Origin of the sequence: Chromobacterium sp. LK1 (assembly GCF_001043555.1) — a bacterium.
Taxonomy (GTDB): Bacteria; Pseudomonadota; Gammaproteobacteria; order Burkholderiales; family Chromobacteriaceae; genus Chromobacterium; species Chromobacterium aquaticum.
Window position 1 is genome coordinate 32,018 of record NZ_LDUI01000043.1, and the last position, 21,524, is coordinate 53,541.

Genomic DNA, 21,524 nt, shown 5'->3' on the forward strand with positions numbered 1-21,524 from the left:
GTGCCCACCATCCGCTTCGTCGATGAAAACGGCGCGCTGCTCGGCGAACAGCAGGCGGCGCCCGGCGACAATCTGCTGGACCTGGCGCGGCTGGCGGACGTGCCCTTGCACTGGCGTTGCGGCCAGGGCACTTGCGGCACCTGCAAGGTGAGGCTGGCGACGCCGGAGGCGGAGCAGCGGCCCAGCCGCAAGGAGCGCAATGTGTTGCTGCGCGCCGGCGCGATTGACGCCGCCCAGGCCGCCAGCGAAAGCTGGACCGAGGCGCGGCCGTGGCGGCTGGCCTGTCATCTGCATCTGAGCGATGACGACTGGGAAGTGGAGTGTCCGGCGTTTTGAGCGCCAACAAAAAGGGCCCGTAGGGGCCCTTGTTTATTGCATTGGTCGCTCAAGCGCTCCTGCGGTACAGCGCGATCGACCCCGCCAAGGCCAGCAAGGCGCCGCCGCTGACGCGGTTCAGCCACTTCACGCCGTTTTCCCGCCACAGCTGCAGCGATTTCGCGCCCAGCAGCGCGTAAGCGCTCATCGCCAGCACGTCTATCGCCACGATCACGGTGGCCAAGGCCAGGTACTGGGGCAGTTGGGCCTCGGCTGGCGCGACGAACTGCGGCAGCAGCGCGGACATGAAGAAATAATACTTGGGGTTGCCCATGGCCACGGAAAAGCTCTTGGCGACGGCGGCCCAGCGCGAGGGCTGGCGCGCGGCGTCATCAACCGAGGCTAGCCCGCTTTTGGCGCGCAGCATTTGCAGGCCGACATAGGCGAGAAAGGCCACGCCCAGCCATTTGACGATCAGAAACAGGGTTTCCGATGCCGCCAGCAGCGCGCCGAAACCCAGGCCCACCAACAGCACCAGCAGCAAGTCGGCCAGCACCGCGCCCAGCATGCCATACAGCGCGTAGCGCAGGCCGAAGCGGGAGCCATTGTTCAGCGCCAGCAAGACCGTGGGCCCCGGAGTGAGAATGCCCACGGCCATGATGAAGGCGAAGGCGAGCAGGGTAGCGAGGGTCATGGTCGGGATTCTCCTGTTGCAGCGGCTTTGAGCCTGTTCAAGGTCTCGCTCTTGCTCGCGGGATGGTCTGCACGCGCTTAATCGGCGGTCTGTTCCGCGCAGTCTTCATCTGCGTTCTTGGGCTCCGGGCACTCCGGCCGCAGCCAGTGGCGCAGCATGGTCAGCGCCACCGCCAGCAGGGTGGGGCCGATGAACAAGCCTATCACCCCCCAGGCGATCAGGCCGCCGATCACGCCGAGGAAGATCAGCGACAGCGGCATCTGCGCGCCCTGGCTGATCAGCAAGGGCTTCAGGATGTTGTCTATGGTGTTGATCAGCAAAAAGCCCCAGACCAGCAGAAAGATGCCCAGGCCGGTGTTGCCGGTGTAAAACACCCAGGCGGCGGCCGGCAGCCAGACGATCAGCGTCGGCATCTGCGCCACCGCGACGATGAAGCAAAGGAAGCCCAGCACCAGCGCGCCGGGCACGCCGGCGATCAAGAGGCCGATCACGCACAGAATGGTCTGCGCCAGCGCGGTGCCCACCACCCCGGTGGTGACGCTGCGTATGGTGCGGGCGATCACGTCCGGCAGCTCGCCGGCCGGCGCTCCGCCCAGCTTGATCACGATCAGCTCCACCATGTCCCACAGCCGGTCTCCGTTGATCAGCAGCAGGCCGGATACGATGATGGCCAGCACGATTTCCAGCAGGCTCAGGCTGAGATTGGCGCCGCCGGACAATAGCCACAGCGCGCCCTGGTTCACCGCCGGGCGGATTTTTTCGAAGAAGCCGGGCAGGTCGGCCTGCACGCTGCCCCACAGCTTTTGCAGACTTTCACCCACCACCGGGATATTGGCCAGCCAGGCCGGCGCGTTGGGCAGGGTCAGCTGGGTCAGGTCGTGAGTGAGGCCGGACAGATGGGGCAGGGTGTCCGCCAGGGTCAGCGCCATCAGGCCGATGGGAATCGCCAGCGCCAGGGCCAGCGCCAGCACGATGAGCAGGGCGGCCAGCTTGTGGCGTTCCCCCAGTTTTTGCCGCAGCCGGCAATGCAGCGGCCAGGCGGAAATGGCGATGATGGAGGCCCAGGTCAGGGCGCCCAGGAACGGTTGGATCACGCGCAGGCAGGACATCACCAGCAGGGCGATGATGGCGATCTGGAACACCGCCAGAATGCTGACATTGGGGAATGCTTTATTGATGGCCATGGGGCTCTCGGAAAATGAAAAACGGGCCGATCTGGATCGGCCCGCTGATTCTGCAATGCAATGGAGCTGAATGCAATTGGCGCTTGCGGCTATTGCGGGTTCGCCGCGGCCAGGGTCTTGGCGAAGGCCGCCGCCGGCGTGAAGCCGACCACGCGGTCCGCCTCCTGGCCCAGCTTGTCGAACAGGATGATGCCGGGTGGGCCGAACAGACCGAAGCGCTTGAGCAGCGCCTGGTGCTCGGCGTTATTGGCGGTGACATCGGCCTTGACCAGCACATAGCCCTGCATCTGGCGGCTGACCGCCGGGTCCGGGAAGGTTTCCGCCTCCATCTCCTTGCAGGACACGCACCAGTCCGCGTAGAAGTCCAGCAGCAGCGGCTTGCCGTCCGCCTTGGCCTTGGCCAGCAAGGCGTCCAGCTGTGCGTTGCTGGCAGCGGGCTGGAACACGGCCTCGGCGCGGGCCTCCGCCTGGCCTTGACCCAGCCAGCGCAGCGGATAGCGCGGATTGTCGGCGCCGGCCAGCAGGCCGGCCAACTGCGCCGCGCCTATCAACAGCAGCGCCACGCCGGCGGCCTTGCCCAGCCGTCGCGGCGCGCCGGCGTTGCCAGGCAGCGCTTCCAGCGCGCCCAACGACACCGCGCTGCCTATCAGCAGCAAGGCCCACAGCAGCATCACCAGCGCGCCCGGCAGGAAGGGCGCGGCCAGCCAGATGGCCAGGCCCAGCATCACCACGCCGAAGCCGGCCTTGACGGTTTTCATCCAGCCGCCGGCGCGCGGCAATACATGGCCGCCGAAAGTGCCGATCAGGATCAGCGGCAGGCCCAGGCCCAGCGCCATCGCGTACAGCGCCGCGCCGCCCAGGGCGGCGTCGCCGGTGCTGCCGATATAGCCCAGCGCCAGCGCCAGCGGCGGCGCGACACAGGGACCGATGATCAGCGCGGACAGCGCGCCCATCGCGAACACGGTGGCGAACTTGCCGCCGGACAGATGATTGGAGGTGTCGGCCAGCCGCGATTGCAGCGCCGACGGCAGCTGGATGGTGAACAGATCGAACATGGACAGCGCGAACACCACCATCAGCGCGCTGGCGCTCAGCACCACCGCCGGCTGTTGCAGCCATACCGTCAGCAGCGAGCCGGTGAGGCCGGCGATGACGCCGACCAAGGTGTATGTCAGCGCCAGGCCTTGCACATAGGTGAAGGACAGCAGGAAACCGCGGCGACGGGTCAGTGTTGCGCCCTGGCCGGCAATCAATGAGGAAACGATGGGCAGCAGCGGATACATGCAGGCGGTGAAGGCCATGCCTATGCCCGCCAGCAGAAAGGTGCCCAATGTGGTCAGCCAACCCTGGGCTGCCAGCTCATTGTTGCCGGCCGGGGACTTTCCCTGCGGGGAGGCCTCCGACAGCCATTCGCCCAGCTTGCCGCCGGCGGCCGGCGTGCCGCCCACCTTGAGCTTGTGGGTGTAGGGCGGGTAGCAGACGCCGGCGTCGGCGCAGCCTTGCAGCTTGACCTGCAGCTCGAACTCGGCCGGCGCGTTGGGCTGCAGGGGCACGGTCACCACGTTCTTGCCGAGAAACACGGTCTGCTTGCCGAAGTACTGGTCGTTCTTTTCCTTGCCGGCCGGGAATTGCGGCGCGCCCACCAGATTGGCCGGCTGGCTGCTGATCTGGGTGCGGTCGCGGTACAGGTAGTAGCCGGGGGCCACGTCCAGCGTCAGCTTGAGCTGGTCGCCGACGCGTTCCACCTTGGCGGCGAAGGCTTGCTCGGCCGGCAGCAGGTCGTCCTGGTTGATGGCGTGCGCGGGCAGGCTCAAGCCCAGGCAGGCCAGCGAGATCGCGAGCAAGCCCACGATTCGGGATGAGAGTAGCGATAAGTTGATTGGCACGGGATGACTCTATGGTTTATGGTCGTTAGCGTTTGAATGACCGGCGCGCACAGGCATTGGTTCCGTGGCGGCCGGGCGGGGCGCGGAAGGCGGCGGTTTTGGTCGCGACCGCATCTTGCTATGCGAAAACAATATGCATTAAATTCAATTCACGGGCAAACGGTAAGATAGAATATTTATATAAAAACTAGGGTACGACACCAGACATCATGCGAGAAACGATTCACTTTGCTCATGCCAACAGTTTTCCAGCCTCGGTTTACCGCAAGTTCCTGGCCACGCTGGGCGAACGCCACCAGGTGGGTTTCCTCGACGCCATCGGCCACGATCCCCGCTATCCGGTCACCGATTGCTGGCCGCACCTGGTGGAGGAAACCATCGCCCATATCGAAGCCCACAGCCAGGGGCCGGTGGTTGGCGTCGGCCATTCGCTGGGCGGCTTCCTGATGTTCTACGCCGCCTTGCGCCGGCCGGAGCTGTTCAAACGCATCGTGATCCTGGATTCGCCGCTGATGGGGCCGTTCCGCTCGCGCGGCATCTGGCTGGCCAAGAAGCTGGGCTTCATCGATCGCGTCACCCCGGGCGGCAATACCCTGAAGCGGCGCGACAACTGGGCGTCGGTGGCCATGGTTCACGACTACTTCGCCCGCAAGCCGATGTTCGCCCGCTTCGACCCGGACTGCCTGGCCGACTACGCCGAGCACGGCACGGTGGACGACGGCCAGGGCGGACGCAAGCTCAAGTTCCGTCCGCAGATCGAGCATGAAATCTACTGCGCGCTGCCGCATGATTTTCCGCGTTATCGCGGTCAATTGAAAGTGCCGGCCACCTTTATTGCCGGCACCGGTTCGGATGTACTCAAGCCGGCGGATCTGCGCTTCATGCGCAAGCACTTCAATATCGAGGTGCAGATGCAGCAGGGCAGCCATCTGTTTCCGCTGGAACGGCCGGTGGAAACGGCGCGGAGGATACTGGACCTGCTGGAGGCCTGAGCCGGGATCCGGCGGCGCAAAAAACGGAAGCCCGCGGGCTTCCGTTTTGACTGCTGCTTGCGTTTGAGCGGCGAAGCGCTGCCGCTTCTAGGCGGGCTAGATGGGACGGATTTCTTGCGGGTAAAGCAGGGCGATATGGGCCCTGCCTCCGGAGCGGTCGGTCAAGAACAGCTGTGCCAACAGCAGATGCTGTTCCGGCAGGGAGTTCAGGTCGGTCTTGATCTTGTCGAACAGCTCGGCCTTGTAGGTGGCTTGGGACTTGCCGTCGGCCTCGGTGGAGTAGGTTTTCAGTGCCCAAGCATGGCCGACATGAGCTAGCTCGGGGTTGGCCAGTCCCAGTTTGTGATAAATGACGCCTTTGGCGTCAGAGCCATCCTCGTCGGAGTAAGCGAGCAGGGAGAAGCTGGGGTCGATGTGATTCAGGGCGAAGTTCAGCTTGTCGGCCACGTTTTCGATATAGCGCTCGAAGTCGCAGGTGTATAGCCAGGGAGTATGCGGAATGGGTGGTTTGATGTAGGTGGTGGGATAGAACAGGGTGATGGTGGCCTTGCCCTCCTTGCTGTCCGACAGCAAGAGCTTGGCGCCGAAAGCCTCGGACGGCGACAAGTTGTTCAGTTTGTTGCGAATCTTGTCGAATAGTTCTGCGTTGTAGGCGGCCTGATCGTCGCCTTTGGGCTTGGCCTCGATATAGAATTTTTGCCAGCCGGCATTGTTCTTCTGGATATTGCCCTGGTTGGCCGGCGCATAAAACACCACGCCCTTGGCCGGATTTTCTTTCTCGTCGGCTACGGCGGCGATGATGTGATGATTGGCCCGCGATAATTCATCGGTGCGCTGTCTGATCTTCTCCAGCAGTTCATCGATATCATGCTTAAACTCGGCAATATAATCCCAATTATTTGACATTGAATGACTCCATGGAAGTTGAATGACGCGGCGGTGTCGCGCACCGAATCAATTCTATGTCATTGGCAAATTGGCGCAGCTGACAAATGCTGAACATGTCGTGTAGGGCAGGGGGTGCGGCAGGCCGTTCGTGGCGTTAGGCGGGTGGGCTCGCGTCGTCAAAGCAAAACGCCCGGCGGAGCCGGGCGTTGAAGTTGGACGACAAACCTTCTTATAGCATCGCCAGCCGCTGGCGCACGCTGCGCTCGATGCCGGCGGCGTCCAGGCCGCAATCGGCCAGCATGCCGGCCGGATCGCCGTGCTCGACGTAATCGTCCGGCAGGCCCAGCTGCAATACCGGCTTGAGGATGCCCATCGCCTGCATTGCCTCCAGGCAGGCCGAGCCGGCGCCGCCCATCACCACGTTTTCCTCCACGGTGATGACCAGGTCGTGGCTTTCCGCCAGCCGGCATACCAGTTCCGCGTCCAGCGGCTTGACGAAGCGCATGTCGGCCACGGTGGCGTTCAGCGCCTCGGCGGCGGCCAGGGCCGGCGTCACCATGCTGCCGAAGGCGAGGATGGCCACTTTTTCGCCTTCGCGGCGCAGCCGGCCCTTGCCCAGCGGCAACGCTGTCATCTCGGCCTGGATCTCGGCGCCGGGGCCGGTGCCGCGCGGGTAGCGCACCGCGGCTGGGCTGTTCAGCATGAAGCCGGTGTACAGCATCTGGCGGCATTCGTCTTCGTCCGATGGCGCCATCACCGTCAGATTGGGGATGCAGCGCAGGAAGGACAGATCGAAGGCGCCCGCGTGGGTGGGGCCGTCCGCGCCCACCAGGCCGGCGCGGTCGATGGCGAACAGCACCGGCAGGTTCTGCAGCGCCACATCGTGGATCAGTTGATCGTATGCGCGCTGCAGGAAGGTGGAGTAGATCGCCACCACCGGTTTGGCGCCGTCACAGGCCAGGCCGGCGGCGAAGGTGACCGCGTGCTGCTCGGCGATGGCCACATCGTGATAACGGTCCGGGTGCTCCTGCTCGAAGCGCACCAGGCCGGAGCCCTCGCGCATCGCCGGGGTGATGCCGATCAGGCGCGGGTCGCGCTTGGCCATGTCGCAGATCCAGTCGCCGAACACCTGGGTGTATTGCGGCTTGCCGCCGCCCTTGCCGCTGGCCAGGCCGTTGCTGGGGTCGAACTTGGTGACGCCGTGGTATTTGACCGGGTCGCTTTCCGCCAGCTTGTAGCCGTGGCCCTTCTTGGTGACGATGTGCAGGAACTGCGGGCCCTTGAGGCTGCGGATATTGCTCAGGGTGTCCACCAGCACGTCCACATCGTGGCCGTCGATCGGGCCGATGTAGTTGAAGCCGAATTCCTCGAACAAGGTGCCCGGGGTGAAGAAGCCCTTGACGTGCTCTTCCACCTTGCTGGCGATCTCCTTCAATGGCGGGGCGATGCCCAGCACCTTGCTGGAGCCTTCGCGCATCGCCGCGTAGAAGCGGCCGGACATCAGCTTGGCCAGGTAGTTGTTCAGCGCGCCGACATTGGGGGAGATCGACATCTCGTTGTCGTTGAGCACCACCAATAGATCGGTGTCCATCGCGCCGGCGTTGTTGAGCGCCTCGAAGGCCTGACCGGCGGTCATCGAACCGTCGCCGATGATGGCCACGCATTTGCGCTCTATGCCCTGGGTCTTGGCCGCCACCGCCATGCCCAGCGCCGCGCCTATGGAAGTGGAGGAATGGCCGACGCCGAAGGTGTCGTATTCCGATTCGTCGCGCTTGGGAAAGCCGGCCAGGCCGCCTTTCTGGCGCATGCTGCCCATGCGCTCGCGGCGGCCGGTCAGGATTTTGTGCGGGTAGGTCTGGTGGCCCACGTCCCACACCAGGCGGTCGTCCGGGGTGTTGAATACATAGTGCAGCGCGATGGTCAGCTCGATGCTGCCCAGGTTGGAGGCGAAGTGGCCGCCGGTCTTGCTGACGCTTTCCACCAGGAAGTCGCGCAGTTCCGTGGCCAGCGGCGTGAGCTGCTGGCGCGACAGCTTGCGCAGGTCGGCAGGGCTTTGAATGGTCTCGAGCAAGGGGTACATAGTTTTCAGCTTCTTCAGAACGAGCGCGCGACGATGTAGTCGGCCAGTTCTTTCAATCGTTGGGCGGAATCGCCAAATCCTTCCAGCGCGGCAAAAGCCTCGTCGCGCAAGTCGCGGGCAAACTGCTTGGCTTCGGCCAGCCCCATCAGGCTGACATAGGTGGGCTTGTCGTGGGCGGCGTCCTTGCCGGCGGTCTTGCCCAGCGTGGCGGTATCCGCCTCGCAGTCCAGCACATCGTCCACCACCTGGAAGGCCAGGCCCATGCGCTTGGCGAACACGTCCAGGCGGGCGGTTTCGTTCTCGCTCAGCGGCCGGCCGGCCATGGCGCCCAGCAGCACCGACGCGCGTATCAGCGCGCCGGTCTTCAGCAAATGCATGTATTCCAGTTCCGGCTGGTTCAGCGCCTTGCCCACGCTGGCCAGGTCTATGGCCTGGCCGCCGGCCATGCCGGCGTGGCCGGCGGCGCGCGCCAGCGTGTGCGTCATCGCCAGCTGCGCGCGGGCTTCCACCCCGGCCATCGGCGTGGAGAGCACGTCGAAAGCCAGGGTTTGCAACGCGTCGCCCACCAGGAGCGCGGTGGCCTCGTCGTAAGCCACGTGGCAGGTGGGCTTGCCGCGGCGCAGCACATCGTCGTCCATGCAGGGCATGTCGTCGTGCACCAGGGAATAGACGTGGACCATTTCCACCGCCGCGGCCACGCGGGCCAGATTGTCGGCGCTGGCGCCCACCAGTTCGCCGGCGGCGAAGGCCAGCAGCGGCCGCACCCGCTTGCCGCCGCCCAGGCTGACATAGCGCATCGCCTCGTGCAGCTTTTGCGGCGTGTGCTGGCCGGAGGGCAGCAGGCGTTCCAGCGCGCCTTCCACTTGCTGCTGGATCTCGGTCATCCAGGCCATGAACGGTTTATTGGCCATTGGACAATTCCAGTGCTTTGAGTTCGTTGTTTTCCAGTATTTTCAGCTGCTGTTCCGCGTCGGCCAATTTGCCTTGGCAGAACTTGATCAATTCTATGCCCTGCTTGTAGGAGCCGAGCGCCGTTTCCAGCGGCATGTCGCCGCTTTCCATCGCCTGGATGATGTCTTCCAGTTGGGCCAGTGCGGTTTCGAAACTGGCCGGCGCTTTGCTGGCTTTAGCCATGGCGTTTTCCTTATTGTGCTTTGTGGTGGCCGGGCCGTGCGTTTTCTATTGGTGTCGCGTGGGCGCGGGCGGCTCTTTAAGGCCGTCATTCTAGTCCAATTTCCCGGTGTGGCGACAGAGGCGATTGAGCGCTTTTGGCAAGCCGGGACGCGGTTGGAATGGTAATCGTCCAGGAAGGGAACGCGCCTAGCGGACAATTCCCCGTCGTCCGCATTTGCGGTAGGGTGTCGCCAATAGAAAACGACAGGGGCCAGCATGCAATCTCAAGCATCGATACTCATTACCGGCTGCTCCAGCGGCATCGGCTATCACACCGCCATCATCCTGGCCCAGCGCGGCTGGCGCGTGATCGCCAGCTGCCGCGCCGCCGCCGACGTGGAGCGCCTGCGCAGCGAGGGCATGACTTGCATCCAGCTGGATGTGAACGATACCGGTTCCATACACGCCGGTTTGGCCCAGGCGCTGGAGCTGGCCGGCGGCCGCCTGGACGCCTTGTTCAACAATGCAGGCTTTGGCCAGCCCGGCGCGGTGGAGGACATCAGCCGCGCCGCGATGCGCGAGCAGTTCGAGACCAATTTGTTCGGCCCCTGGGAACTGAGCAACGCCGCGCTCAAGGTGATGCGCGCCCAGGGCCATGGCCGCATCGTGTTCAACAGCTCCATCCTCGGTTTCGCCGCCATGCGCTGGCGCGGCGCCTACAATGCCAGCAAGTTCGCGATGGAAGGCTTGTGCGACACCCTGCGCCACGAGTTGCACGGCAGCGACATCCATGTGTCGCTGGTGGAGCCGGGGCCGATAGAAAGCCGCTTCCGCCCCAATGCGCTGGCGCGTTTCCTGAAGAACGTGGACATCGACGCCAGCTGTCACCGCGACGCCTATCAGCAGCAGCTGGCGCGGCTGAAGAAAGAGGGCCACGCCGCGCCGTTCACCTTGCCGGCCAGCGCGGTGGCGGAGGCGGTGTATCGCGCGATTACCGCGGCCAAGCCGGCGGCGCGCTATCGGGTGACTTTCCCCACCAAGCTGTACTGGTGGCTGCGGCGTCTGTTGCCAACCCGTTGTTTTGACTGGGCCTTGCGCGCGGCGACCTGATGCACGGCCAAGTCTTTGGCTTAGCATGAGTTTTTCTATGCATAGTCATGTTTTTTCTTAGATGACATTTTGATAGTTTCTTGTTGATCTAGTCTGGCGATTCGCTTTACAGTCACGGCACTTGCTCATGGCATTTGCTCATGCCGGAGCAGGCATAACAAATATTGAGATGCCGGGATTCCCGGCTCCGTGACACAAAGGAGTAAGCGAGATGAATCGCTGGAAATGGCTGCCCCTGCTGCTGGCGGGGGCGGGCCTGTTCGCGTCCGCGCAGGCGGCCGATATGACCAAGACGCTGAAGGTGTCCTTCCTGGCGCCCGAGACCGGCTTCGACCCGGCCAAGATGAGTGACATCTATTCGCTGGGCGTGATCGAGAACATCTTCGACAACCTGCTCAGGTACGACTATCTGGCGCGGCCGCTCAAGCTCAAACCCGGCACCGCCCAGGCACTGCCGGAAATATCGGCGGACGGCAAGGTCTTCACTTTCAAAATCCGGCCCGGCATCTATTTTGCCGACGATCCGGCCTTCAAGGGCAAGAAGCGCGAGCTGACCGCGGCGGACTACGCCTACAGCATCAAGCGTTTCGCCGATCCCAAGGTCAGCTCGCCCAACGCCACCTCCTATACCGACTACGTGCTGGGGCTGGCGGAGGCGGGCAGCGCCGCCAGCAAAAAAGGGCGCTTCGATTACGACAAGCCCATCGATGGCATCAAGGCGCTGGACCGCTACACCCTGCAGCTGACGCTGAAAAAGCCCAATTACAACTTCCTCTACACCGTGGCCGCCAAATTCAGCGGCGCGGTGGCGCGCGAGGTGATTGAAGCCTACGACAGCAACACTAATGCCCACCCGGTGGGCACCGGGCCGTTCGTGCTGAAGGAATGGAAGCCGGGCAACCGCATCATCCTGGAAGCCAACCCCGGCTATCGCAAGGAAGTGTTCGCCGACGAGCCGGCCGCCGACGCGCCGCCGCAGGACCGCGAAATCGCCGATCAACTGCGCGGCAAGACCCTGCCGGTCATCGGCCGCATCGATATCAAGGTGATAGAAGAAGAACAGCCGCGCTGGCTGTCCTTCCTCAACAAGCAGATCGACTACATCGGCGTGCCCAAGTCCGCGATTCCGTCCACCGTGCACAGCAGCGAGGCCAATCCCTTCCAGGCCAGCCTCAACCCGACGCTGGCGCAGCGCGGCATCCGCCTGCATCACAATCTGGGCATGGACCTGACTTACGCCTTCTTCAATATGCGCGACCCGGTGGTAGGGGGCTACAGCAAGCAAAAGATCGCGCTGCGCCGCGCCATCGCCATGGCCTACCCCAGCCAGGAAGTGATCAAGCTGCTGTACAGCGGCCAAGCCATCCAGTTGCAGAATCTGGTGCCCTTGAACATGGTGGGCAACGATCCGCGCTTCCACGGCGCGACGGACTTCGATCCGGCGCTGGCCAATGCCTTGCTGGATCAGGCCGGCTACAAGATCGGCCCGGACGGTTACCGCCGCCAGCCCAACGGTCAGCCGCTGCTGATCACCCAGTCCACCCAGGGCAGCGCATTCGACAAGCAGTTCAACCAGATCTGGCAGAAGGCTTTCGACAGCATCAAGCTGCGCGTCACCTTCAAAGTGGCCAAGTGGAACGAAAACCTCAAGGCCGCCTATGCCGGCAAGGTGCAGATGTGGTCCTTGGGTGGTTCCGCCGCCATTCCGGACGGCGATGACTTCGTCACCGGCTTGTGGAGCAAGCAGATTGGCATCGCCAACCTGCCGTTCTTCAGCCGGCCGGAGTTCGACAAGGCTTATGAAGCATCGCAAGTGCTGCCCAACGGCCCTGAGCGCGACGCGCTGTTCGACCGCATGAATCGGGTGGCCGCCGCCTATCAGCCCTATGTGCTGGGCGTGACCCGCTTCGAAAACGTCGTCAGCCACGACTATCTCAAGGGTTACAAACCGCATCCGCTGGCCACGATAGGGGCGTCCTGGCGTTATGTCGACATCGACCTGAGCAAGCGCCGCTAACTATCTTGATCCGGGGCGCAGCCGCGCCGCTATATTCTGGAGAAGCAGATGTTCAATTTCATCATCCGCCGGATCTGGCAGATGGTGCCGACGATGTTCGGCGTCATGCTGCTGGTGTTCGTGCTATTCAACTGGGTGGGCGGAGACCCCACCTACATCCTGGCCGGCAAACGCCTGACGCCGGAAATCATGGCCAATATCCGCGCCCAGCTGGGCCTGGACCTGAGCCTGCCGCAGCAGTTCTGGCTCTTCGTCAAGCAAGTGGCCACCTTCGACTTCGGCACCTCCTGGTCCACCCAGCAATCGGTCACCGCCACGCTGGCCTCGCGCATCGGTCCCTCGCTGACGCTGACCGGCACCTTGCTGGTGTTCGAACTGCTGACCGCGCTGCCCATCGCCATCGCCGTGGCTTACTACCGCGGCACGCTGACCGACCGCATGGTGACGCTGATCTGCACCGTGGCGATGTCGGTCAGCTCGCTGGCCTACATCATCGTCGGCCAATACCTGCTGGCCTTCAAACTGGACTGGTTCCCGGTGATGGGCTGGGACGACGACAGCCTGCTGCGCAGCCTGCTGATCTACGTGCCGCTGCCGCTGATCCTGGGCATGCTGGTGTCGCTGGCGCCCAATGTGCGTTTCTACCGCAGCTTCGTGGTGGAAGAACTGGGCCACGACTATGTGCGCACCGCGCGCGCCAAGGGCCTGTCGGAAAAAACCGTGCTGTTCAAGCATGTGCTGCGCAACGCGCTGATCCCGGTGGTCACCGCGGTGATGATGTCCTTGCCCTTCCTGGTGCTGGGCTCGATGCTGCTGGAGCGCTTCTTCGGCATTCCCGGCATGGGCAATGAACTGCTGATGGCGGTGGACAAGAGCGATTTCCCGGTGATCAAGGCCATTACCGTGACCATCGCCGGCGCCGCCATGGTGTTCAACCTGCTGGCCGACATCATCTACAAGTGGATCGATCCACGCGTGCAACTCAAGTAAGCGCGGAGCACAAGACATGACGACATTGCAAAATACCGCCGGCGCCGCGCCGGCCGCCCCCTCGCGCAGCCTGTGGGCGCTGGGCTGGCAACGCCTGAAGCGCGACCGCATCGGCTTCTTCTCGCTGTGGGTGGTGGTGGCTTTCATGCTGCTGGCCGCCGCCGGCTGGCTCAACCTGGCCGGCCGCGGCTGGAACGACGAAATCGCCGCCTCCTACGCGCCGCCGACCTTGCTGCTGGAGAAATACCGCCAGCAGGAAACCCCGGCCACCAGCGGCGCGGCCTCCACCGCCATCGTGCCCACCGAGCGCTTGAAACCGTCGGAAGACCCCATCCACGACTGGATGGAAGCCGCGCGCCCGCATGCCGCCGAGTATGCCCAGCCGGAAGTGAAGAAAGTGGAATCGCTGCCCTTTGGCGCGGACCAGCGTGGCCGCAACATTCTGGACAAAGTGATCAAGGGTACCGCCACCTCGCTGTTGGTCGGCTTCTTCGGCGCCTTGCTGTCCATCCTGATCGGCAGCACGCTGGGCGCGATGGCCGGCTATTTCGGCCGCAAGGTGGACGATTTCCTGATGTGGTTCTACAGTGTGTTCACCTCGGTGCCGGACATGCTGCTGCTGCTCGCCTTCGCCGCCGTGGCCGGCCGCGGCATCGCCACCGTCATCCTGGTGCTGTCGCTGACCAGCTGGACCGGTACCTTCCGCCTGGTGCGCGCCGAGTTCATCAAGAACCGCTCGCGCGAGTACGTGCAGGCGGCGGATGCGATCGGCGCCAGCCACAGCCGGCGCATGTTCATCCACATCCTGCCCAATATCTCCCATCTGCTGCTGGTGCAGTTCTCCCTGCTGATGGTGGGCCTGATCAAGTATGAAGTGATCCTGTCCTTCCTCGGCTTCGGCGTGGATGTGCGCCAGGTGAGCTGGGGCTCGATGCTGGCGGAAGTGCCGGAAGAACTGCTGCAAGGCTTCTGGTGGCAACTGGCCATGGTGGTGCTGTTCATGTCCACCCTGGTCACCGCTTTCAGCATGTTGACCGATGCGCTGCGCGACGCGCTGGACCCGCGCGCGGCCGTGAAGTGAGAGGGGGAGAACAGACCATGACCCAGAACCAGACCCTGCTGTCGGTACGCAATCTCAAAGTGGCGTTCCGCCAGGAGAACGGCGGCGAATTCCAGGCGCTCAAGGGCGTCAGCTTCGACATCCCGGCCAAGCGCACCGTCGCCTTGGTGGGCGAATCCGGCTCCGGCAAATCGGTGACCTCGATGGCCATCATGCGCCTGCTGTCGCCGCAGCACGCCCAAATCCACCCGGACAGCCAGATCCTGCTGCACGGGCGCGACCTGCTGCGCGCCAGCGGCGCCGAGATGCGCGCGCTGCGCGGCAAGGACATCGCGATGATCTTCCAGGAGCCGATGAGTTCGCTGAACCCGGTGTTCAGCGTCGGCGAGCAGATCATGGAAGCCTTGATGCTACACGCCAAGCTGGGCCGCCGCGCGGCGCGCCGGCGTGCGATCGAACTATTGCGCGAAGTGGGCCTGCCGGAACCGGAAAGCAAGGTGGACAGCTACCCGCACCAACTGTCCGGCGGTCAGCAGCAGCGGGTGATGATCGCGATGGCCATCGCCTGCGAACCCAAGCTGCTGATTGCCGACGAACCCACCACCGCGCTGGACGTGACCATTCAGAAGCAGATCCTGCAACTGATCGCCGATCTGCAGAAGAAGCACGATATGGCGGTGCTGTTCATCACCCACGACCTGGGCGTGGTGGGCGAGTTCGCCGACGAAGTCATCGTCATGCGTCACGGCGAAATCCGCGAACAGGGCAGCGTGCAGCAAATCTTCGACGCGCCGCAGGACGCCTACACCAAGGCGCTGTTGGCCTGCCGCCCGCATCTGGACCGGCGGCCGCAGCGGCTGGCGGTGATCGACGACTTCCTGCGGCCGGGCGGTTATGTGGAGCCGCCGCAGCGCGAGCGCGGCTACCGGGACGACGACGAAATCATCCTGGACGTGCGCGGGCTCAGCAAATCCTTCGACGTGCGCGAAGGCCTGTTCGGCAAGCGCCAGTTCCACGCGGTCAAGGACGTGTCTTTCAAGCTGGCCAAGGGTAAAACCCTGGGCATCGTCGGCGAATCCGGCTCCGGCAAGACCACCGTCGGGCTGACCCTGGTGCGGCTGCACCAGGCCAGCGGCGGTCAGGCGCTGTTCCACGGCCAGGACCTGCTGGGCATGGACGCCAAGGCCTTCCACGCCTACAAGCGCCGCATTCAGATCATCTTCCAGAACCCCTATGCCTCGCTGAACCCGCGCTTCACCGTGGAGCAGATCCTGAGCGAACCGATGCAGCTGCACGGCATCGGCCGCGACGGCGGCGAGCGGCGCAAGCTGGCGCAGGAGCTGCTGGACAAAGTAGGGATGCCGGCCGGAGCGCTGCAGAAATATCCGCACGAATTTTCCGGCGGCCAGCGTCAGCGCATCGCGATTGCGCGCTGCCTGACCTTGAAGCCGGAAGTGCTGATCTGCGACGAATCGGTGTCGGCGCTGGACGTGTCGGTGCAGGCGCAAGTACTGAACCTGCTGCAAGACCTGCAGGACGAATACGGCCTGTCCTATCTGTTCATCTCGCACGATCTGGCGGTGGTGAAGCACATCTCCGACCAGGTGATGGTGATGAACAAGGGCGAAGTGGTGGAGCAGGCGGACGCGGACCAGATCTACCGCGAACCGCAGCAGAGTTATACCCGTAAGCTGTTGGAGTCCATCCCGCAGGGCTGGATGGGGATGGCGCCGGCCTAAGTCCGCGTTTTCTTCAGTTAAGAACCGCCGGTCTCCCGGCGGTTTTTTATTGCCCCGCCAGCGCGCGGAAACCGTAGTGCAGCAGCGAGTAAGCGCCAAACAGCGCACAGAGCAGCGCGCCGTAAGCCAGCGCGGAGCGTCCGGCGTGGCTTAAGTCCGTGCTGCTGGGCAGGCAGCCGTCCCAGCACTGCGCCGCCAGAAAGCCCAGGCCGGCCGCCGCCGGGCTCAGCCACGGCCCGCGCGCCGCCAGCGCCAGCAGGCCCCAGCCCAGCGGCAGCAACAGCAAGGGCGCGATGCCGATGGGCAGCGCGTTCCACCACGTCAGCCGGCTGAAGCCCACCTGGCCCAGCGTCAGCTGCCGGCCGTTGCGGCGCGGCCACACGCTGAAGCGGCTGGGGCGTGCCCGCAGCAGCCAGCCCACCAGGAAATGGCACAGCTCGTGCAGCACCGTGCCCGGCAGCGACAGCGCCACATAGGGCCAGAACCAGGCGCGACGGCGCAGTTGGCGGCTCAGCAGCAGGAAGAGCGCCGGCCACAGCAGCACGGCGGCAGAGGAGGCGAACGGCGCGTACAGCGGCTCGAGGACGGACATGGGAAGAAGAGGGCGGGCGAAAACCTGGATTGTGGCATGAGAACCTGTTTACGATCTGCTGCGCTTCGGCGATACAGCGTTGAAAACGCCCTCAAAATGCTCATGTACCACTTGTACATTCCGCTTTTTCGCTCGTTTTCGCCTTGTCTCGCTCTTGCTCGCGAGATTGTAAACACGTTCTGCGGGCGCGCCCGGACCAAGCCGGACGCGCCCTCATGATGGAGAAGCTAGACCTGATGGAAGCTGCTCAAGCGCGACGCTTTTTATCTCAATCCGCGCGGAAGCGGTTGATCGCCGCATCCAGCCCATGCGCCAGGCCGGACAACTGCTGCGCCATGGCGGAGGACTCCTCCACCGACAAGCCGTTTTCCGTGCCCATATTGGCAATGCGCTCCACGTTCTTGGCCGCCTCGTTGCTGGCGGTGCTCTGCTCGCGCATCGCCTCCGCGATCTCGCTGGTTTTCTCCAGCAAGCGCGTGGACAGCACACGGATCTGCGCCAGGCGTTCCGACAGCGTGCCGCTCAGCGCCACGCCGGCTTCCACCCGCTCGGTGGCTTCGCGCATGCTGGCCACCGCCGTGGTGGTGTCGCCTTGCACCGCCTTGATTTTTTCCGAGATCTCGCCGGTGGCCTGAGCGGTGCGCTCCGCCAGCTTGCGTACCTCGTCCGCCACCACCGCGAAGCCGCGGCCGGTTTCGCCGGCGCGCGCCGCCTCGATGGCCGCGTTCAAGGCCAGCAGATTGGTCTGCTCGGCGATGTCGTGGATCACGTCCACGATATTGCCGATCTCATCGGAACGCTGGTTCAGGCCGATGATGATGGTTTCGGAACGGCTGATCACGCTGGCGATTTCCGACATCTGCTGCGCGGCCTGGCCGGCCACCTCGCTGCCGCTCACCGCCTCGTTCATGCTGCTCTTGGCCTCGCCGGCCATTTCCACCGCGTGCTCGGCCACCAGATTGATGCTCACCGTCATCTCTTCCACCGCGGCGGCGGTGGACGAAGAGGCGTCGGTTTGCACCTGGGACGCCTCGGCAATGCGCTTGGACACCCCGGACAAGGCGTGGGCGGTGTCGTTCACCTGCTTGGCATCGTCGCGGGTCTGGCGCAGGAAGGCGCGCAGATTGCCCAGTAGTTGCGCCAGCGCGCGGCCGGTTTCGCTGACCTCGTCGCGGCCGGTCTGATCCACCGACACCGTCAAATCGTTTTGTTCCGCCGCGTGGCGCATGGTCTGCTGCATCGCCTGCAAGGGGCGGGTGATGGAGCGGACGATGGCGAAAGCCAGGCCCACGCCCACCACCAGCGCCAGCACCAGGATGGTCAGCATCATATTGCGGGTGTTCTTCATGCTGACCGCCAGCGCGTCCTCCGCGGCCTGCGCGGAATCGTCCGCCAGCTTGCTCAGGCTGTTGAGCGCGTCGCGCGCCTCGTACAGCTTGGGCTTGAACGGGGTGATGCCCTCGTCGCCGACATTGGCCCGGCTGATCTCGCCGCTGGCGATCTTCTGGTACAGCCCGTTCATGCCCTGCTCATAGCCGGACAGGCCGGTCAGCATGCTGTCGAAGGTTTTCTGGTGATCCGCCGCCATGGCCATGGACTTGGCGGTGGAAGCCTGGTTCTTGAACTCGGCGATATGCTTGTCCAGCAACTGCTTGTTGGTCTGGATGCTCTGATCCGAGTTGTCCGGATTGCCGATGCTGATGAAGATGTTCTTCTCATCCTGGCGGATGTGCAGCATGCTGCTTTGCATGGCGTTCATCTGATAGCGGAACGCGATTTTCTGGTCAAACAGCGAGGTCAGCTCGCCATCCATCTGGTTCAACGACCACCAGCCGGAACCGCCCACCAGAGCCACTGCAAACAGCAGACTGCCCGCCAGCGCGGCGATGCGCTGCCCGATCGTGAATTGACTTAACATAATGCCCCCCATTGGCGCTGATATTCATCTTTTTTCATAGCAAACGCATATGAATTGGCGATTGCATCAATGTGTGAAGACGCAGCGCTTCATGCTGGCACGGACTCCAGCCGGGGCCGGGATTCTGGAACATCAGGAATGGGCCCACAGGCCGGTGCGACGGAGTGTTTCAATGCCAGCGCCCCTCCTCGTGACGGAGGCGGAAGCGGTGCGACGTTCATTGAATGGGCCCAATCATAATTCACGCCGCACCGATAGTCCTAATGGTTATTTTTGCATCGCAAAGTGGGAACATAGGGTGTATGTCCGGGCCGGCGCGGACGTTACCGGGCCCATGGCCGGGCAGGGCGCCACCCAAGACAGAAGTCATGCTGTTGGCAATTTAAACGCCATAATGTCTGTGTTAAAGTTTTCAAATGTCAAAATAATACGGACGCGATGAAAACATCCTGCTTGCATCTCCTGTTGCGCTTAAAACAACGCCCAGCGTCACGCCGTGGCGCGTTTGACGTCCGGCGCGGCCGCGCCGCCTTCGCCATGACGCTGACGGCGCTGAGCCTGAGCGCCGCCGTTTGCGCGGCGGACAAGGAACAAGTGGTGGGTGATGGCGGCCGCATACTGCGCTACAGCTCCACCCAGGTGCGGGTGGAATTGGACGCCGCCGAAAACGCCGCCTATCAGAACGCCCGCGATTTCTACTGGCGCGGCGCCACCGTGGCGCAAGCGCTGCGCGCCGGCGGCAAGGCCTTGGCGGCGATGGGGTACGGCCGGCTGGAAGAAGACGCGGATTTCTCCCTGCTGCGCGCCGAACGCCATGAAAAACTGGTCAGCACCAGCCGGGAAGTGCTGCGCGGCCTTTTGAAAATGAAAATGGGCCTGCCCGGCAAACCGGACCACCAAAGCCTGGAAGCGCTGATCACCCTGCGCCCGGCCGCTGGCGGCCAGGGCGTTTGGCTGCGCGCCCGTTTCCAGCGCACCATCTGGGACAGCAATGGTGATTCCCGCACCAAGCCGGTGAGCGAAGCGGAGGTGTATCGGGACTTTTTCGCGCGGCTGGGGGCTTAGAACCTGTTTACGATCTCGCGAGCTAGAGCGAGACAAGGCGAAAACAGCTGAGAAAGCGGAATGTACGTGTGGTACATGAGCATTTCGAAGCTGTTTTCAACGCTGTATCGCCGACGCGCAGCAGATCGTAAACAGGTTCTTAGAGCCTGTTCATAGTCTGCTGCTCTGCGGCGATACGGCGTTGAAACCGTCTCCCTTGAAACCGTTTCCGGTCGCGGCGGCGGCTCCAAGCCCAGACGCACCAAACAAACGCGGGGCGATTCAGTTGACACCCCGCCACTGAACTGCCAACCTTCCGGCTTCCATTTTTTTGCTATTGCCCGCCATGAAAATCACCGCCAACACCGCCGTCACCCTGCGCATGAAAGTCACCGACAGCCAGGGCCTGGTTTACGACGATGGCAAAAAGCCCGTCTCCTACCTGCATGGCGATTACGACAACCTGTTCGCCAAGCTGGAAGCCGCGCTTGAAGGCCAGGAAGCCGGCTTTCAAACCTCGCTGGAACTGGCGACCGAAGACACCTTCGGCGCGCGCGACGAAGCCCTGGTCACCACCATGCCCAAGGCCGACTTCCCGCCCGGCATCAAGGTAGGCGGACAGATCCAGCGCTTCGGCCCGGATGGCGAGCCGCGTTACTACTTCGTCACCAAGATCAAAGGCCCCACCGTCTTGCTGGACGGCAACCACCCGCTGTGCGGCAAAGCCCTGCGCTTCGTGGTTAAAGTCGTCGACGTGCGCGCGGCAACGGCAGAGGAAATTGCTCACCAGCATGTGCATGGCGAGCACGGGCATCAGCACTGATACCACCCGCCTGGTACACGCCAAACCCTCCCAGCCGGGAGGGTTTTGTTTTGTCTGCATCCCATCGCCCAAGGCTTGGCGGCCAGCCAGCGGTCAAGCCGGTTTGGAGATTGCGCCGCGGTGGCCATGCGTGCTCGCCGCGCTTTCGCGCACCGGGCATCGCGAGTAGAGTCTGAGCAAACTAGCCAAGGGCTCATGCAAGTCCAGGTAGTCGGGGCAATTCAATCCACTCATTTAAGATGTGAGAACCTGTTTACGATCTCGCGAGCTAAGGCGAGACAAGGCGAAAACGGGCGAAAAAGCGGAATGTACTCGTGGTACATGAGCATTTTGAGCTTGGTTTCAACGCCCATTTCTATCCATCCCGCCGACGCGCAGCAGATCGTAAACAGGTTCTGAGGAATGCAATGACAGTCTTGGCCGATAGGATTTGCAAGCTGGTTGCGGCGGCGCTGCTGCTCAGCATCGCCACGGCGGCATGGGCGGACGTTGTCCGCAAGGATGTGCCCCCGGCGGACACCGATGGCGGGATCGTGAAGAACAGCGGGCCGCACATTGTTTTCTCAGCGGAGAAGGGCGGGCATGCGCCGCTGCTGGTTTTCCTGCCCGGAACCGGCGGCGAAACCACTCGCACCGTGGTGGGCGAACAGGCCTTCATCGACACCGCGCTGGCCCAGGGTTACCGCTTCATCATCCTGTCCTATATCGATACCCCGGCCGTTTCCCAGGTCTGCACCCGGCCGGTGCTGACAAGCCAGCCAGACTGCGCGGAACAACTGCGCCGTAAGCGCGCCTTTGGCGAAAACGCCACCACGCTGATCCAGGACCAGCCCAAGGACGCCATTGTTTATCGGCTGACCGCCCTGCTGCGCTACCTGTCCAAGACCGACCCGCAAGGCCATTGGGAGCAATACTTGAACCAGCAAGCCATAAACTGGAGCAAGATCGTGCTGGCCGGCCAATCCCAAGGCGGCGGCATGGCCGCCTATATCGCCAAGCGCGTGGCCGTCAGAGGCGTGATCGACTTTTCCGGCGGCTGGGACATGCGCGCCAACCAGCGCATCGCCGCCTGGTATTCC

General features: G+C 63.6%; 18 protein-coding genes and 1 pseudogene. 10 read left to right on the forward strand and 9 right to left on the reverse strand.

Translation table 11 applies throughout. The annotated features are described in order from the left end of the window. Positions 1-336, forward strand: coding sequence for a 2Fe-2S iron-sulfur cluster-binding protein (locus VI26_RS18665; protein WP_048411265.1), 336 nt, complete (start codon positions 1-3; stop codon positions 334-336). A 49-nt stretch (positions 337-385) separates the two neighbouring features. Here VI26_RS18665 and VI26_RS18670 read toward each other — a convergent pair whose 3' ends face one another. The 3 genes from VI26_RS18670 to dsbD form a co-directional block, all read right to left on the reverse strand. After that, a complete protein-coding gene (locus VI26_RS18670; protein WP_048411266.1) occupies positions 386-1,009 on the reverse strand; it encodes a LysE family translocator in 624 nt (207 codons plus the stop codon). 77 nt (positions 1,010-1,086) lie between these two features. Next, a complete protein-coding gene (locus VI26_RS18675; protein WP_048411267.1) occupies positions 1,087-2,193 on the reverse strand; it encodes an AI-2E family transporter in 1,107 nt (368 codons plus the stop codon). Positions 2,194-2,282: 89 nt separating this feature from the next. Further along, entirely contained in the window at positions 2,283-4,079 is a 1,797-nt protein-coding gene (dsbD, locus tag VI26_RS18680) for a protein-disulfide reductase DsbD (protein ID WP_156183962.1), read from the reverse strand. A 209-nt stretch (positions 4,080-4,288) separates the two neighbouring features. Between dsbD and VI26_RS18685 the strand changes: the two genes are divergently transcribed. Then, positions 4,289-5,071, forward strand: a complete 783-nt coding sequence (locus VI26_RS18685) for an alpha/beta fold hydrolase (protein ID WP_048411268.1) — start codon at positions 4,289-4,291, stop codon at positions 5,069-5,071. Between the two features lie 96 nt (positions 5,072-5,167). Here the strand turns inward: VI26_RS18685 and VI26_RS18690 are convergent, their stop codons facing one another. From VI26_RS18690 to VI26_RS18705, 4 genes and pseudogenes are all read right to left on the reverse strand, one after another. Then, positions 5,168-5,977: a hypothetical protein gene (locus VI26_RS18690; RefSeq protein ID WP_048411269.1), complete on the reverse strand. Its 810-nt coding sequence runs from the start codon at positions 5,975-5,977 to the stop codon at positions 5,168-5,170. A 211-nt stretch (positions 5,978-6,188) separates the two neighbouring features. Further along, complete coding sequence (dxs, locus tag VI26_RS18695; protein WP_048411270.1) at positions 6,189-8,039, reverse strand: 1-deoxy-D-xylulose-5-phosphate synthase; 1,851 nt, start codon at positions 8,037-8,039, stop codon at positions 6,189-6,191. A gap of 14 nt (positions 8,040-8,053) precedes the next feature. Further along, on the reverse strand, positions 8,054-8,950 hold the full coding sequence (locus tag VI26_RS18700; protein ID WP_048411271.1) for a polyprenyl synthetase family protein: 897 nt from the start codon (positions 8,948-8,950) through the stop codon (positions 8,054-8,056). Then, positions 8,940-9,188 (reverse strand): annotated as a pseudogene (locus tag VI26_RS18705) (exodeoxyribonuclease VII small subunit); the annotation flags it as partial. The pseudogene VI26_RS18705 and the gene VI26_RS18700, both read right to left, overlap by 11 nt. A gap of 240 nt (positions 9,189-9,428) precedes the next feature. Here VI26_RS18705 and VI26_RS18710 point away from each other — a divergent pair. From VI26_RS18710 to VI26_RS18730, 5 genes are all read left to right on the forward strand, one after another. Next, positions 9,429-10,262 (forward strand): SDR family NAD(P)-dependent oxidoreductase, encoded by an 834-nt coding sequence (locus VI26_RS18710; RefSeq protein ID WP_048411273.1) that lies wholly within the window; start codon positions 9,429-9,431, stop codon positions 10,260-10,262. Between the two features lie 211 nt (positions 10,263-10,473). Next, positions 10,474-12,279, forward strand: a complete 1,806-nt coding sequence (locus tag VI26_RS18715) for an ABC transporter substrate-binding protein (RefSeq protein ID WP_048411274.1) — start codon at positions 10,474-10,476, stop codon at positions 12,277-12,279. 48 nt (positions 12,280-12,327) lie between these two features. Further along, positions 12,328-13,269, forward strand: coding sequence for an ABC transporter permease (locus tag VI26_RS18720; RefSeq protein ID WP_048411275.1), 942 nt, complete (start codon positions 12,328-12,330; stop codon positions 13,267-13,269). A gap of 16 nt (positions 13,270-13,285) precedes the next feature. Then, the gene (locus VI26_RS18725) at positions 13,286-14,350 is read left to right on the forward strand and encodes an ABC transporter permease (protein WP_048411276.1); all 1,065 of its coding nucleotides are present in this window, start codon (positions 13,286-13,288) and stop codon (positions 14,348-14,350) included. A 17-nt stretch (positions 14,351-14,367) separates the two neighbouring features. Further along, on the forward strand, positions 14,368-16,068 hold the full coding sequence (locus tag VI26_RS18730) for an ABC transporter ATP-binding protein (protein ID WP_048411277.1): 1,701 nt from the start codon (positions 14,368-14,370) through the stop codon (positions 16,066-16,068). 46 nt (positions 16,069-16,114) lie between these two features. Here the strand turns inward: VI26_RS18730 and VI26_RS18735 are convergent, their stop codons facing one another. Together VI26_RS18735 and VI26_RS23390 are read right to left on the reverse strand one after the other, a co-directional pair. After that, complete coding sequence (locus VI26_RS18735) at positions 16,115-16,660, reverse strand: hypothetical protein (RefSeq protein WP_053074514.1); 546 nt, start codon at positions 16,658-16,660, stop codon at positions 16,115-16,117. Between the two features lie 268 nt (positions 16,661-16,928). Next, positions 16,929-18,578 (reverse strand): methyl-accepting chemotaxis protein, encoded by a 1,650-nt coding sequence (locus VI26_RS23390; RefSeq protein ID WP_053074515.1) that lies wholly within the window; start codon positions 18,576-18,578, stop codon positions 16,929-16,931. 537 nt (positions 18,579-19,115) lie between these two features. On the opposite strand from VI26_RS23390, the gene VI26_RS18745 reads away from it, so the two are divergent. The 3 genes from VI26_RS18745 to VI26_RS18755 all read left to right on the forward strand — a co-directional run. After that, positions 19,116-19,643 (forward strand): hypothetical protein, encoded by a 528-nt coding sequence (locus VI26_RS18745; RefSeq protein WP_048411278.1) that lies wholly within the window; start codon positions 19,116-19,118, stop codon positions 19,641-19,643. 325 nt (positions 19,644-19,968) lie between these two features. After that, positions 19,969-20,445, forward strand: coding sequence for a peptidylprolyl isomerase (locus tag VI26_RS18750; RefSeq protein ID WP_048411279.1), 477 nt, complete (start codon positions 19,969-19,971; stop codon positions 20,443-20,445). Positions 20,446-20,852: 407 nt separating this feature from the next. Next, positions 20,853-21,524 (forward strand): alpha/beta hydrolase (locus VI26_RS18755; protein ID WP_048411280.1); only part of this gene is annotated, 672 nt, incomplete at its 3' end.